12 protein-coding genes are annotated in these 15,971 nt (G+C 46.8%); all 12 read right to left on the bottom strand.

Annotation, left to right across the window (positions count from 1 at the left end; translation table 11 throughout):
• Nucleotide 1: 1 nt before the first annotated feature.
• Nucleotides 2–1,435, bottom strand: a complete 1,434-nt coding sequence (locus BF9343_RS03635; RefSeq protein ID WP_010992192.1) for a TolB family protein — start codon at nt 1,433–1,435, stop codon at nt 2–4.
• Between the two features lie 28 nt (nt 1,436–1,463).
• Entirely contained in the window at nt 1,464–3,227 is a 1,764-nt protein-coding gene (locus BF9343_RS03630; RefSeq protein WP_032569887.1) for a DUF6057 family protein, read from the bottom strand.
• A gap of 69 nt (nt 3,228–3,296) precedes the next feature.
• Nucleotides 3,297–4,475: a cellobiose 2-epimerase gene (locus BF9343_RS03625; protein ID WP_008658675.1), complete on the bottom strand. Its 1,179-nt coding sequence runs from the start codon at nt 4,473–4,475 to the stop codon at nt 3,297–3,299.
• Nucleotides 4,476–4,487: 12 nt separating this feature from the next.
• Entirely contained in the window at nt 4,488–5,867 is a 1,380-nt protein-coding gene (locus BF9343_RS03620) for an MFS transporter (protein ID WP_032496674.1), read from the bottom strand.
• A 25-nt stretch (nt 5,868–5,892) separates the two neighbouring features.
• Nucleotides 5,893–7,065 carry a 4-O-beta-D-mannosyl-D-glucose phosphorylase gene (locus tag BF9343_RS03615; RefSeq protein WP_005785018.1) on the bottom strand — a complete coding sequence of 391 codons (1,173 nt, stop codon included), beginning with the start codon at nt 7,063–7,065 and terminating at the stop codon, nt 5,893–5,895.
• A 36-nt stretch (nt 7,066–7,101) separates the two neighbouring features.
• Nucleotides 7,102–8,226, bottom strand: coding sequence for a glycoside hydrolase family 26 protein (locus BF9343_RS03610; protein ID WP_005785016.1), 1,125 nt, complete (start codon nt 8,224–8,226; stop codon nt 7,102–7,104).
• Between the two features lie 91 nt (nt 8,227–8,317).
• Entirely contained in the window at nt 8,318–9,322 is a 1,005-nt protein-coding gene (locus BF9343_RS03605) for a methylcobamide--CoM methyltransferase (RefSeq protein WP_010992190.1), read from the bottom strand.
• A 6-nt stretch (nt 9,323–9,328) separates the two neighbouring features.
• Entirely contained in the window at nt 9,329–10,033 is a 705-nt protein-coding gene (locus tag BF9343_RS03600; protein WP_008769470.1) for a vitamin B12 dependent-methionine synthase activation domain-containing protein, read from the bottom strand.
• A gap of 2 nt (nt 10,034–10,035) precedes the next feature.
• A complete protein-coding gene (locus BF9343_RS03595; protein ID WP_005785010.1) occupies nt 10,036–10,674 on the bottom strand; it encodes a cobalamin B12-binding domain-containing protein in 639 nt (212 codons plus the stop codon).
• A 192-nt stretch (nt 10,675–10,866) separates the two neighbouring features.
• A complete protein-coding gene (locus tag BF9343_RS03590; protein ID WP_005801343.1) occupies nt 10,867–12,120 on the bottom strand; it encodes a uroporphyrinogen decarboxylase family protein in 1,254 nt (417 codons plus the stop codon).
• A gap of 5 nt (nt 12,121–12,125) precedes the next feature.
• Complete coding sequence (locus BF9343_RS03585; protein ID WP_172579068.1) at nt 12,126–14,543, bottom strand: glycoside hydrolase family 3 N-terminal domain-containing protein; 2,418 nt, start codon at nt 14,541–14,543, stop codon at nt 12,126–12,128.
• 23 nt (nt 14,544–14,566) lie between these two features.
• Nucleotides 14,567–15,874 carry a glycoside hydrolase 5 family protein gene (locus tag BF9343_RS03580; protein ID WP_005813231.1) on the bottom strand — a complete coding sequence of 436 codons (1,308 nt, stop codon included), beginning with the start codon at nt 15,872–15,874 and terminating at the stop codon, nt 14,567–14,569.
• Nucleotides 15,875–15,971: the final 97 nt, after the last annotated feature.

The following is a 15,971-nucleotide window of genomic DNA, read 5'->3' as shown; positions in this document are numbered from 1 at the left end:
TTTATTTCACTTTAACTCGCTCCTTCGACATCAGCCCTTTGGCCATCTCCCGCTTGTCCCATTGCACCGGAGCAGACACAAACTCGGGAACATTATACGAATAGATCAACTGATCGTAGAACGTATACGGATCTTGCTGAGGCAGCAGGAAAGGTTTCCCTATACGCCCCTGTCCGTCCACCGAGGAGATATAAAGGCGGGTGTACAACCCGTCACCTCTCCGGCTGCTGAACACAAACCAATGTGAATTGCTGCTCCAGTTGTGATAGCTTTCCGTGTCGTCACTGTTCACTTCCTCCAAGTTGCGATAGGTTCCGGTCTTCAAGTCCAGCAGCCAGAGATCGGCCTCTTTGTGCCAGATGGAGAAGTTCCCATAATCGGAAAGCGTGAACATCAGGTATTTTCCGTCGAACGAAGGTTTGGGGAAAGAGATACTTTTGTCCAGCGTGCGGGCTGAGATCAACGTATCGATCCGGTCACCGAACGTTCCGTCTTCGGGATGGAAAGCAATGCTGCACAAGCTGTATTTCACGTCTTTGTATCGGACAGGCATCTCTTTCTGCTCGGCCGAACAGAAATAAAGCGTTCGTCCGTCGGGCGAGAATGCCGGAAAAGTTTCAAACGAAGCCGTACTCAGCAAAGGAGTAGTCAGTATCCGATGGGACCGGGGATGATAAACCACCACATCCGAAGCCTGGTCGAATACCTCTATCGGCTTCTTTCCTCCCAGATGAAAGGCCTGATTGGTTTTGTTCACCGAATAAGCGATGTATTCGCCCGAAGGATGCCAGTACGGATAGACACAGGCCGACAATTGCCCGTCGGCTTTGGTATCGAGAAATTCCAACCGATCTCCTGTGTCGATTACAGTGGCTCCATGCCCGCCTCTTACATGTACGCTCGACGGTGTGGGCTCCGTCCGGTTGAAAGCATGGCAATTGATGCAGGCGGCCGTCACCTGCGTATTCTCAAATAAAGGAGTCTGGCGGAATGTTGAAAGTTCACGTTCGTAGATCCCCATCTTGCTGTACACTTCATATCCGGGTGCGAGCAAACGGTATACCAACCCGTAATCGATCGGGAAAGGACTGACATATATCGGAAACGGACGATACTCTTTCCACTTCTTCCCCTGGCGGACAGAGACTTTCACCTCGATGCTGTCTCCCTTATTACTTTCAAGAAGTTCGTGCCATTGCTTGGCGGGAATGTCTACGGATCTTCCATTCAGCCGTACAGGCTTTCCTTTCGTACCGGCAATCACGACATCAACCGCCTCTACCCCATCGTCCGTCACCCGGAAGTTAAGCGGGGCAATGGTAGAGGGAATGGTAACCCCGACATAATCGGGGAATATCGATGGCAATGTATCCACCTTGGCAGGGGATGTCACCTTCTCTTGACAAGCTGCAAACAAGAAGAGCAGCCCTATCATGCTAAAACAGTATTTTATCTTTTCCATCTTATCTAAAGTCTGCATAAAACCAATATGTATCTCCGAATCGGGCAGACAATGCATCTGCCGAACGGGCAGATGTGAAAATCTGTGCGTATTCTCTCAATCTATTCTCTGTCTGCGGGTTTATCTTCCAGGGAATTGTATCTGTTGCAGTGTGTTTGCTCATAAGCCAATAGAACAACAACGCTTCCTGATAGCCCTTGGGAACGGAAGAATATCCCAGATCGGCTCCCAAAGGATAATAATGCACAAAACGTCCCACATCCTTCTTCAAGAGTGTACAAGCCATCAAATACTCATACGCCATCCGGTTGCGGGGATTTGCATGAAGCAGGAACTCCAATGTCATCTCCGGCAGGTCAGGGTTAAAGAAGAAATCGGTTCGCGGAGTAAGCCTCCTCAATCTCCCGTATTCCGGATGTGCATTGACCCGGTCTTCATCATTCAGGCAAGCCAGAGTTTCAGTAGCCCAATCTTTATAAAAGAGGGTATGCTGCAAGATACGCAGATACTTCCGGGCCACTTCGTACCTGCCATTAATCAAATTGGTCTCAGCAAGCCTTTTAAAACAACGCACACTCTTCCGGTAATCCGGAACGGCCTCCATAGCCTCGAAGACAAACTGCTGCGCCACATTGACCAATCCCAGGTAATAATAAGGTTCACCGGCTACCAAAGGAATGGTGAAGTCGTTGACAAATGACATCAGTAGTCCTTCCTTCCCCCGCTGGTAAAAACTAAACATACGTTCCGGCAGCTGCCCTTTCATTGCTAAAGCCAAATTGAGACAAGAAACCGACATCGGTGTATCGGGTGCTTTCTTTTCCGCCATCGCAATCACTTCATCCCATTCTTGCATGCGCACATGATAATCATACCCCATCACTTCCTCTTTATTCAACCCGATACCGTATTTGCCATACAGATTCAAAACAAACAACATCAGGATAAATTGCAGAACCCATGCTCCCGAGTAGTATCTCCAAGTCATCTTCTCGGGCAAACGAGCTACCAATAACGGTACCAGAATCACAGCCAGCCAGGCTATCACCTGCATTTGTGGAAAGACTAATGGAAAACGATAACTTCCGATCGCCCACAACAGGCGGTCGGCCGGATATGGAAATACAGCCAAGGATATCCAATAGGTCACTCCGGCAATTCCCAATGTACCTCCCACCAGAATCCACCAAGGCAGACGCCTACCGGCAAACCGGCAAAACTCAGTTATCCATATCAATGGAATGAAAAGCCATGCACATCCTCCCGCCAGCAGATAAAGCAGCGGAATGCCGACTCCCCAATAAATCAGGCGTATCCGCCTATTCTCAATAAATGTATATCCGATGAGTGCTCCCAGCACCATTCCCACAGAGATGGCTCCGGAAAGAAGAAAATTTTCGTCGCAGAACAGAATAAAGAAACATAAAGAAGGTAGCAGAGTAAGCGGATACCATGCCGGGTGTCCGCCCAGGCGGTTTGCAATCCAAACCATCAACCTGTGAATACCTCCTATTGCACCGGTCAAGATAGCGGCTCCCGCCCACGAATAATAATAGAATTGGGTGAGAAAGCCTCCCAGATAGTCCGCCATTCCCCCGGGATGGGATACTTGTTCGACAAAATAGTCGGATGTAAAGAGAAACATCTGGAACTGTTCCTGATAATGCAGATGGTAGGAGTAGTATACTCCGAAGAAAATGAAGACACCTGCTCCCAATAAGATGGACAAAAGCAGGTTTATTCTTTTGACGTGCTTGTTTTTCATATTCGGTAAATTGTGCCCAAAAGTACAAAAAGTTTGGAAAACAATCTAACGAAACAGGAAACAATACAGTTATTCGCCCAACAGCTCGATGCACATACGTCCGTTATGATAAGGACATTTCCAGAAGCCGGCCTTATCATCATCCCGGTTCAGGCTACCGTCGGCACGAAGGCTCCAGAACCATTCGCCATGCACATCGTCAGTCAAATGTCGTTTAATAAACTCCCAGCAGTCGATGGAATGTTGCAAAGCCCCTCGATCACCGAAATATCGGAACAGGTTATAGTATCCGACTACGGTTTCGGCTTGTACCCACCAATGGTAGTCGCCGTCGATGTGTCCGGTAGTGAGATTCTTTTCATATATCATTCCTCCGTCGGAAGTAAGTCCTTCGGATGCAGCCGCAGCTATCTTCTTTACAACAGGTTCTATCTCCGCAATGAGTCCGGCGTCTCCCAATACCCGGGCGGCTTCATGCAACAACCATGAGGCTTCGATATCATGTCCATAAGAGACGACCGGGTATTTGCTTTGCCAGTCGTTATCGAAAAAGAGTTGTAAATGGGATGTGTCCTTATCCAGTATCTTCTCTGTAAAAAGTCCTATCAGGTTGTAGAGCTGACGTTCCAGCCGTGCATCTTTCCAGACCCGGTACAGGTTGGTGTAAGGTTCGAGGATATGCAGATGGGTATTCATAGTCTTGCGTTCATTCGCATCTTTCTCGCTGAGGCGCATATCGGCTATTTCGTTCCATTCACGGGTAAGCGCTTCACAATAACCGTTCTTCAGCCCATCAAAGCTGTGGGACTCTATATCATTGAATAAACGGACGGCATACATCAATGCTTCCGGATCTCCGGTAGCCCGATGGAACTCGCTCAGTCCGTAAATGGCAAAGCCGATGGCATAAATCTGTTTCTTGGTATCCAGCGGCTCACCTCTATAATTGAGTGACCAGTAGACCCCTCCGAACTCGGAATCATAAAAGTGGTCGATAAGGTATCGTTTGGCACGGTTTGCCATCTCTTTGTACTCCTCTCTACCCAGCAGACGATAGGCAGCAGAATAAGTCCATAAAATACGCGCATTCAGAATAGCCCCTTTATCGGCCCGGGGCATTAATTCCTCCTGTCCGGTGATGCGTCCGTAAAATCCACCGTTCTCCTGATCTACCATCCGTTCCATCCAGTAAGGAAGAATACGGGTAGTAAGCTCTTTCTGCATTTCTTGTTTAAGAATCTCGTCCATATGATGTCTGAATTATGATTGAATAGCCTTTCTTCTCTTCTCCAACTCTGAAGTCACCTCTCTCATCTTCTTCTCCGATAGCGGATACATACTGATGAAAACGACGGACAGAACTGTTCCGACAGCGGGCAACCAGCTGAGAAACATCTTAATCCCATGAATAGCCTCTACACTCTGCACTTCGTTGGCACGAAAGCCGAAGTAAGCCAACAACCAACCGGTCAGTGCACTTCCGATAGCCCAACCGAACTTCTGGCTCATGGACGAAGACGAAAAGATCAGACCTGTAGCCCGGTTGCCGGTCTTCAGTTCCGAATAGTCAGCACAGTCGGCGTACATGGACCAGAGCAAAGGGAAAATACTTCCGGCACAGATACTGATCAGCACCTGAAAAACAAAAATCAGGGTGATGTCTCCTTTCCCAAACCAATAAAAGATAACGGAAAGGAGAGTAGCCAGACTCATGGCTCCCATGTATGTGTTTTTTTTGCCAATACGGTTACTGACCGGAGCTGCAAGAATCACTCCCACAATATTGGCAGCCTGTCCCACTGCCAGATAAAGGCCGCTCAGCACAAAAGAAACGCCAAAGAAGGAAACCGTGGAGTAATCCTCTTCCACAACAAAGTACTTGAAGTAATAAACCGTAGCTCCGTCACGAATAGAATTGAATACCAAAGCTGCCACTCCGGCTCCGAGCAGAATCCACCACGGACGGTTGTGAAGCAAATCTTTCAAATCGTCTTTCAGGGAGTTTTGTACTTCCCTGATCGGTTTTACCCGTTCACGTGTCAAGGCGAAACAAAGATAAAACAGAGCCGCACACATCACAGCAATCACCACCACACTCAACATCCATCCCCGTTGCTCGTCTTCTGCACCACCAAACAGGTTGACCATCGGCATGAAGAGCAGCAAAGCAATAAAACTGCCGATATAGGCAAAAGTCATACGGTAAGTGGACAGGGTATTCCGTTCTTTCGGGTCAGGACTCATCACTCCCAGCAGTGAAGCATAAGGCACATTGATAGCCGAATATACCATCATCATCAAAGAATAGGTGATGTAGGCATAGACCAGTTTTCCGGTATCATTCAACTCCGGAGTGGTGAAAGTAAAAATACCAATCAGTGCAAAAGGAACGGCAAGATACAGTAGATAAGGACGAAATTTCCCCCAGCGGGTCTGTGTGCGATCGGCAATCACTCCCACGATCGGATCGAAAGCCGAATCCCATACCCGGGTAATCAGAAACATGGTTCCTACCACGGCAGCAGGCAAGCCGAATACATCGGTATAAAAAATCATCAGATAGGACCCGAACAGTTTCCAGAACATGGACGAAGCCATATCGCCCAGTCCGTAACCGATCTTCTCTTTCAGTGTAATCATGGCAGTCATTCTATTCTTGGTTTTCTTATTTCATCAATCTCAGATTTCGTTCAATCAGGTTTTTCAGTATCTCTACCGAAGCTGAGGAAGAAAAGCCGTCCTGAGGAGTGTGCAGGCAGTAATCCACCAACCGTTCGATAGTTGAGGTAGCTACATGCATACGGGTGTCCGACGAAGCATAGTAGATAAATACTTTTCCGTCATCGTCGGCTATCCAACCATTCGAAAAAAGCACATTCGACACATCCCCAATGCGCTCTTCTCCTACCGGAGCCATAAAGTACCCCGCCGGAGAAGCTATCAGCCGGGTGGGATCATCCAACGATGTCATATACATATACAATACATACCTGAGCCCGGCAGCACAATTGCGTACTCCGTGTGCCAGATGAAGCCATCCCTGAGGAGTCTTGATAGGATGCGGCCCTTCACCGTTCTTCACCTCCTTGATGGTATGATAATATCGTTTGTCGATGATCTTCTCTTCTCCAACCTCGGCGTGGGTTATATCGTCAATCAATGCCCATCCGATACCACCTCCGCTACCGGTATCGATAAATCCGTCTTGCGGACGGGTATAAAGTGCATACTTTCCATCCACAAACTCGGGATGCAGCACCACATTACGTTGCTGACTCTTTGTTTTCAGATCCGGCAGACGTTCCCAATTTTTCAGGTCTTTGGTACGGGCAATGCCGGCAGTGGCTGTAGCTGACGATAAATCACCTATGGGAGCATTGTCATCGTGCCGTTCGGCACAAAAGATGCCATATATCCACCCATCTTCATGGGCAGTGAGACGCATATCGTATACATTGGTTGCAGGAACCACATCTTCGGGTAAGGTCACCGGATACTCCCAGAAGCGGAAATTATCAATACCGTTCGGGCTTTCGGCAACAGCAAAAAAAGATTTGCGGTCTGCTCCCTCCACTCTCACCAACATCAGGTACTTCCCATCCCACTTAATGGCTCCGGCATTCAACGTCGCATTCATACCGATACGTTCCATCAAAAAAGGATTCGTCTCCTCGTTCAGGTCGTATCGCCAGAAGACAGGAGTATGCGCTGCAGTCAGTACAGGGTAACGGTAACGCGTAATCACTCCGTTTCCCTCTTCTACCGGTTCATTCTTACGCATCAGCAGTGCTTCATGCCCGGCAAGCAATTTAGCAACTTTATCATTAAACAGACTCATAATGGACAGTGTTTTTATCGTTATTTATTTGATTTTCTATTTATAAAGGTTCTTCACGTCCGACACAAACAGAGTTTTCGGTTCACGGTAGAACTTCACAAAGTCATCGGCGGACACCTGTCCGGGATAAGGAGCATAATAGTGGTTTACCCTTTCACGTGCATTGCGCCACACCAACACATAACTGATAGGATACTTGCTGATTACCGGATAGAGAGTCTGTGTCCACCAGACAGAATCGGGAATAGCCTCGAAACCGGTTTCGGTAATGGCTATAGGCTTATCGTGCGCCTTACCTACTTCAGTCAGGATAGCAAGCGACTTATCCAATTGCTCCATATATTGTGTCCGGTCGAACTGATAGGTGTCAAAGCCCACCAGGTCGATGATATCATCTCCCGGATAACGCTCCAGATAAGCAGTCGAATCTTTGGGTTCCGATCCCGGTGAATAAGCATAAAGCAGGTTCTTTACTCCCCGGGCATGCATACGATCATGCGTCATCCGCCAAAGAGCCTTATACTGGTCGGCCGTGCAAAGATTTTGTCCCCACCAGAACCAACTGCCGGTATGCTCGTGCCAAGGACGGAAAATAACCGGTATTTTTGTACCTTCTTCCGTCTCCAAAGTATTCATAAAGGCTGCAACAGCATCGAGCCAACTTATAAATTTCGCATGATGTACACCACCGGGCAGTATGGAAGCTACAACCGTCGTATCACTCACATCCCACGCATCTTTACCGGTCAAGGGGTTATCGAGATGCCAGCTAAAAGAAACCACTCCTCCCCTTTTATATTGATTAATCGTCTCCTGACGTATTTTGCGAAACGGCACGTTATCCAGACTTTTCTCTCTTTCCAGTTCAATGTGGCCCAGATCAAACGACATGACAGCCGGATAATCACCACACACACTTTTCACGTCACTGCGATCTTCGTCACCTTCCCAGCCGACACCGTAAAGCGGATCGTCATGATGACCAAACATAATCCCCTGTGTGGGAACCTTCCGTAGATTATTCAGTAAATTCACTGTTTCCGCCGTTCGCAGAGTGTCGACAGTCGAATCCGCTCCTGTTTTCTTTCCGGAAGGTGAACAAGCACCCAATCCTGCCAATAGCAGTGCACCTGTAGCTAATATCTTTATTCTCTTTATCATAATTCGTTTATTTAACGATGAATACTATGCAAAAGTACGAGGGTTCCCCCTTGAAAACAAGTACAATATTATCCAATACTGGTATTATCATTCACCTACCCTTATTGTACTTCTCTACAGCCAGATAAAAGGCCTGAATATTGTCAAAAGGTACTTCGGGCGGAGTATCGCAACCGGTGGATATAATAAAGTTAGCGTATTCTCCGGTACAGGTCAGAAGTTCTTCTGTCCGTGCAAAAACATCTTCAGGCGTCAGTACCCTGAACACTCCTACAGGATCCAGATTACCCATCACCCATACATCCGAAGGGCATTCCCGGAGAGCAGTTATCATATCCGCTTTATTTCCGAAATGATACCCTTTAGCACCGGTAGCCAGCATAGCAGCAGTGCAATGTCCGGTGTTACCGCAATTATGCAGAATAACTGCAAACGAATCATCCTGGACAGCATCGATAATACGTTTCACATAGACCGAAGAATAGCGTTGACAATCTTCATTCGAAAGAAGTCCGGCAGCCGGTTCCGCCATAATAACACCGGCCACTCCGGTCTCTTTGATAGCCAGACAATAACGGAGAATGAATTCCGTGCATTTCTCCAGTAAAAGCAGGACAGTATCGGGCTCGGTATAGATAGCCATCATAATTTCCGTCATATCGTATAGACGACCTGCCAGAGAATAGGGACCGATACAACCGGCCAGCACGGGCTTGTCTATTCCTTCTGCTGCCAGGCGGTCGGCCAGCAAATACTGAGGCATGCGTCCCGATTCGACCGAAGGAATCTGCAAAGCCTCAACATCTGCATATCCAGTGAGCAAACGTCCGCAAACACTGGGTACTTCATTGGGGGACATACTAAGTCGAGCTCCAAAAGCTTCTGCTTCCACGGTAAGATCCATAATAGTGGTACAAGCCGCCGATTGCGGAAAACATTCGTTCAATGCACGGATAGCGTGATAATGAATTTCACCGTTCGTTACGGCATCCGATACCTGTTTCCCTAACAATTCAATACCCGGATGGGTCATAATGGGGATGGCTACCCGTTTTCCTGATACTAATTTATCTTTTATATATAGTGATAGTTCCATAACATTCTATCTGTTTAGTTTATTTCTGTTTTTATAGCAATCGGCTTTGCCGCATAGTTCGCATCCATATTTCCGTTTGACAATACATGGACCATAAGCAATAATACCACTGACCGATTTAATAGGCGACATCAGCGAAGAATCACTCAATCGGACCCCGCAGGGAAATTCAGGCAAGCAGCTGAAAAGCAACTGCTGTTGCGTGACGTGCCATCCGCAATAACCGGGACTGTAAGGATGACTGACTCCGTATCCCAAAGGAAACATTCGGGATTCCACTTTCCGGCATACTTCACGGACAACTGCTTCAGCAATTGCCGAACCGTAAGCATCCAGAAGAAATTCGCGTAAGATGTCTCCCTGACTGCCTATCCTATGCTGAAAAGCCTCAAACTCGTACCCCGCAGTAGCAACAAAGAGTACATAGCCCGCAGCATCTTTAAGATAAGGAGTTATAACAGATCCTGTTTTCAGAGAAATACCGTTTACTCCCACCTCACAAGTACCGGCCGGCTCGGCATCGAACAGAGCATACAGAAAGCGGGGTGTACAAATTCCGGCAATCTCTGTTTCCAATGCATCAGATATTGCCTGTATCTCCGCATCAGGCACGTAACCGGCTCCCATTGAAAGATTAATATCCTCCGGATCGAGTCTCAACGAAGTGAAAGGCAGACACTCTTCAACAATATGGGAATTCACCAGTGGCATATTCAACAGGCGTTTATCAACTTCTTGGCCATTATTACGGCTGCATTGGCATTACTGGTATAGGCATCGGCACCGATAGATTTGGCAAAGGCATCGCTGACAGGTGCTCCTCCTACCATTACTTTTACTTTTCCTCTTAACCCGGAGGTTTCAAGGGCATCGATCACTTCCTTCATGTAATTCATGGTAGTGGTGAGCAGTGCGGACATGCAAATAATATCTGCCTTATTTTCCAATGCCGCAGAAATGAATTTATCACTCGATACATCCACTCCCAGATTGATGACTTCAAACCCACATCCTTCAAACATCGAAGCAACCAAGTTCTTACCTATATCATGCAAATCCCCTTTTACCGTACCAATCACAATCCGACCGATATACGAATTGACCTGCCCTTGCATCAGTGGTTTGAGTATATCGAGGGCACCACGCATGGCACGGGCGCTCATCAAGAGGTTCGGAACAAACACTTGTCCCGATTCAAAACGTGCTCCAATGGCTTCCATGGCTTTAATCATATATTCATTAATGATTTCCTGGGGTGCTGCTCCTCCGGCAACAGCTTCCCGAGTAACACTGACTGCCTGTTCCAATTTACCGGCCAAAATGGCTTCATATAATTCATTGAGGTTGTTCATAGCTTTTATCATTTATAAGATTAATAATATATAGATACTCTTTCTTAAAGATTACCTAACATAAATTTATTGTACAGCGAGATGATTTTACGATTTGCCAACCGATCTATCAGGGGACTTTAAGAGAATTTCAAAGCCATCTGATGATCAATACAGGCCAAACATGGTAGAAATAGTATTTTCTGAAAATTATCAAGAGATATCCTTTAGAGCATCGAACATCGCAACTACATTGTCTACCGGAACATTGGCCTGAACATTATGGACAGCATTGAAAACAAAACCTCCGTCACGGCCCAATATCTCACACTGCCCCATTACATGGCGACGTATCTCATCGGGAGTACCGAAAGGCAGTATCTTTTGCGTATCTACCCCACCGCCCCAAAAGGTCAATTGACTGCCGAATTCCTCTTTCAATCTTCTGGAATCCATGTCTTTGGCATTAATCTGAACCGGATTGATAATATCAAATCCGGCTTCGATCAATCCGGGTAGAATCGGGATAATAGCTCCACAGGAATGCTTAAAGATTTTCCAGGTAGTATGTTGATGTATCCAATCATTCATCCGTCGATAGTGTGGTAACCAAAGCTCACGGAAGGTATCTATAGAGCAAAACTGTGATTCCTGGGAACCGAAATCGGTCCCACATGTCAACACCACATCTATCTTATCTCCTAATGCAGCCCAGAGTTTTTCATAATTGGCAATGGCAATGTCGATCTCTTTCTCAAATACCTGATGCAAATAGTCCTGCCGCATAGCAGTAGACATATACCATTCTACCACACTACGAATCCCCTTGGGCTGCTTCAATCCCATACCGGGAACAAAAGCAACATCCCCCAGAGCCGTTCCCCCGAAACTGGCAACAACAGCTCTGCCGGTCTGATATGCCTTGTCTGCCTCAGCACAGTAATAAGCCAGATCATTCTCTGTCAATAGCCCGAACTCTTCTACATTGTCTTCCGGGTCCAAACGATCTTCTTCAATGGGCTGCTGACGCTCAATAGCATTAATGAAATAACATCCTTTGGGCATCACGGCACTGGGGGGATAGTTTTGATCCCCACCGGCATACACATATACATCTCCCCGCATATCAGGAGTTAAATCCATTGCTTCAGGCACCAACACCCGTTGCCCCCAAGGGGTTGTCTGTTCGTGCATACGAGTCGTATCCAAATCGAAGATATCTTTGGGTCCACCTATACCTATACAGTCTACTCCGATCTTTTCGGCCAGTTCCGCATCTATCTCTCCTAACATCTGAAAAGCATCTACAATCTTCACCGGACGGGGTGCCAGTCCATAATAGTTTCTTAGCGCTTCCACAATACGGCAATGGATACCCGTGACTGCTGTAGACCCGAAATCAACCGGTATACTACCTGCATTCTGATGATTGAGTGCACAACGCACTTTATCTCTTGATCTGTTCATGACGTTTACATTTTAAAAGTATATTTTCGGTTTATCTCAAATGCTTGTCGGCAGGCAATATCCTCGGAAGAGCCTCCCACCATTATTGTAAAGCGTCCCGGTTCGACCACCCATTCCCCCTCTTGCATATACAGAGCCAATGACTTCTTATCAAGAGTAAAAGTTACTTCTCGGGATTCACCAGCCTTCAGGTGAATACGGCTGAACGCCCGTAACTGCTTGGCAGGAGTCGTAAAACTGCTTACGTCATCCCGGAAATAGAGTTGTGCCACTTCATCACCATCTGCAGTACCCTGATTTTGTATGGTTACTGTTACATCTACCCGGCAATCATCACTTCCTTCAGTTACCTGCACTTTCATATCCGTATAGGAAAAAGTTGTATAACTAAGACCATAACCGAAAGGATAACGAGGAGTACCCGGTTCTTCAATATATCGGCTACGATTTCCTTTCCGTCTTGTATTGTAGTATACCGGCAACTGACCGACCGAACGTGGCACAGAAAGAGTGAGACGTCCTGCGGGATTGTAATCACCGAAAAGCACATCGGCCACAGCATTCCCTCCCTGCATGCCCGGATACCAGGCATCCACAATTGCCTCTGCCTCTTGAATAGCTCCCTCCATCAATAACGGACGCCCTTTAATCAATACCAATACCACCGGTTTACCCAACCTGGAGATTTCTTCCAACAACTCCAGTTGTCTTCCCATAAGATGAAGTGTGGCTCGATCATAGCCTTCGCCACTTTCCATATCACTGATCTGATTTATAGTGACTTTTGCCGCACCGGTTTCTTCATATTCCGAGGAAAAATCCCGGGCACTCGATCCTCCCATAACCATTACTACGGCATCGGCATTACGGGCTGTTTCTATAGCATCTTTAAATCCGGTACGGGAAGAATCACGCACTGTACACCCCTTGGCATACAGCACACGAGTTTCTTTAGAGACCTTTTGTCGAATTCCATCCAAGACTGTCACTACAGTCCCATCGGCTTGAGGCGCGGTATAGTCTCCAAGCATATTATACACATTATCGGCATTGGGACCTATAACAGCAAGGGTACGAATATCCTTCTTCAACGGCAACAGCTTGTCCTTATTCTTAAGCAGAACGATTGACTGACGGGCTACTTCACGAGCCAGTCCGGTATGTTCGGAAGAGGCAACAAGTTGTACTGCCTGCTTTTCATCTACAAATGGATCATCAAACAATCCCATTTGGAATTTGAGAGATAAAATGCGACGTACCGCCTTATCTATCGTTGCTACAGCAACATCCCCTCTTTTGACCGCAGCAACCAACTGCTCAGCATAGACATTCGTTCCCAAATCACTATCCACTCCGGCATTCACGGCCTTTATGGCCGCCTCATAGTCATTGCCGGCAACACCATGTTCCCGTAATCCTCCGACAGCATACAAATCGGACACGACAAAACCTTTGAATTGCCAACGATCTTTCAGGATATCCGTTAACAAATAACGACTTCCGGTACATGGATTTCCGTCTATTTCATTGTATGAACTCATCACAGACAATGCCCCGGCACCTACCGCCTCACGAAAAGGAGGAAAGATAGCCTCTTCCAGTTCGCGCTCGCCTATATGGGCAGTACCTCCGTTATGTCCGCCTTCCGTCCAGCCATACGAAGCAAAATGTTTGAGGGTCGCTATCACGCTTTTACCGTCGTTTAATGTCTCTCCCTGAAAACCACGTACCAGAGCAGTTCCCATCACCCCATTCAGATAAGGATCTTCTCCATAAGTTTCCTCTACACGCGACCAACGCGGATCACGGGCCAAGTCGAGTACCGGTCCATAGCCGATGTGTGCTCCCTGAGCACTTGCTTCAATAGCAATGACACGTCCCATCTGCCGGATCAGTTCCGGATTCCAGGTACTTGCCTGACCGATGGAAGTCGGAAATACTGTTGTACCAATCGCCATGTGGCCATGCGGACATTCTTCCGCCAGAAACAGCGGAATACCCAAACGGCTATGTTCTATGACGTAAGATTGAAGACGATTGGACGCTCGGGCAGCCAGCGAAGGATTGAGTCCGGTATGCAACGTACGTTGCGTCCACGGATCAGCCCGCATAAAACCCCAGAGCGATCCGATATGGTACTCTCCGATTTCTTTCTCCAACTGAGGGGTCAGGCGGATGTCCTCTCCCACCCGTTCGTACATGGGCCACCCCAATGAAGTAAGCATCTGTCCTACCTTTTCCTCCAAAGTCATCTGTGACAAAAGATGCTCCACACGATACTCCACAGGAGCAGAAGGGTTTTCATAAGTGTCCATCCGCCCATTCTTATTCAGGTCATAAAAATGCAAGCGCGTCACTTTGTCTTTTTTCTTCCCGAATGTGTTTTTAGCCCGAACCGGAAAAATAAAAAACACACTCAACATCAAAAAGCATATTAATTTCATTTTCATTGTTTCTGAATTATCTGGTTAATATCACTTACCGCCTCCTTTATCATATTTATCGTCGAATCTGTTGCATAAACCGAATTCAGCCCTTGTTCCTCCTGCCCGGGATCTCCCATATAGTCATCTCCCCTTTGCCAAAAGAGATGTTGAGGTTCCGCAAATCCACCCCATGCCCAGAAGTTACATCCTTGGAAAACACCCTTTTCGGCAGCATGCTTTTCGACGATATCAAACACAGCTCTGTAATACCGGTCCCGCTGAACAGTGGAAGTATTCGAAGTAAACTTCACACTGTCTCTCGGTAAACCAAACTCTTCAAGTACCAGCGGCTTGTTTATCTTAAAAGCTTCCTGCACATGCATATCGATATAAGAGCAGGTGTTTTCTATTGCCTGCCCGATGGTACCCGGAATATCTTTCTTATCGATCCATCCCCAATTATTCGGCCAAATATGAATCGTAGTATAATCAACATTCGCATCGGCATGGATAGAAGTCCAAAGTGACAAATCCCCCTCACAACCGGCCATTCCTTCCGATCCAATAGAAACCAAATGGTTAGAATCCATAGATTTAATAAGAGCAGCGCAATCGGCAATCCAGGCTGCAAAACTCTTTTTATTGTCCTCACCGAACGGACGGGGTTCATTACCTATCTGCCAAGACATAATTGCAGGATCTTCACTATATTTTTTTCCAGTATACCGATTGACACGATTTACAACGTGAGTAATATGATCCCGGAACAAATGGTGTGCTTTTTCCGACTTAGCATATTGTGCCACATAATTCGAAAAAGCATCCCATCCGGCTACATTCGGCATAGGCACTTCACCATGTCCCGCCCAATAAAGATACTGGGAATATCCGCCCGACCACTCCCAGCTGTTATTCAGGAAAAGTACGGCATACATATCCCGTTTATCCAACTCCGACAGGAAGAAATCGAGCCCGTCAAAAATAGTATCATTATACACACCGGCTTCCACCTGAAGTGCAGGCTCAGCTTTCGTCGGAATCCCATCTTTTCCGTCTGCTCCAACAAGAACACGCAAATTGTTAATACCAAGAGCCTTCAAATAATCCAGTTCACGAAGTAATCTCTCCCGGTTACCTCCCTGTCCCTGTGACCCCAAAATAGCTCCATACCAAAAATTAGTTCCTATATAATAATAGGGTTTTCCATTCACCGTCAGACGTCCGTTTGACACACGGACAAAAGGATCAGGAGAAACCTGAGGAGAAGTGCACGCCCCAAGCACAATCAACAAGGTTAATAGGATAGTCGATAGGATTTTCATAATCATCAGATATTTTATTTATAAGATTCTTTCCACCCTGAAAGTGATATTGCAAAGATAGACGTTGGATGGATGTATACCTAATACTATCTTAGCATTCCAT

The organism is Bacteroides fragilis NCTC 9343, assembly GCF_000025985.1.
GTDB classification, from domain to species: domain Bacteria; phylum Bacteroidota; class Bacteroidia; order Bacteroidales; family Bacteroidaceae; genus Bacteroides; species Bacteroides fragilis.
Note: the sequence above shows the minus strand (reverse complement) of the source record. Positions and strands in the feature narration are given on the sequence as shown.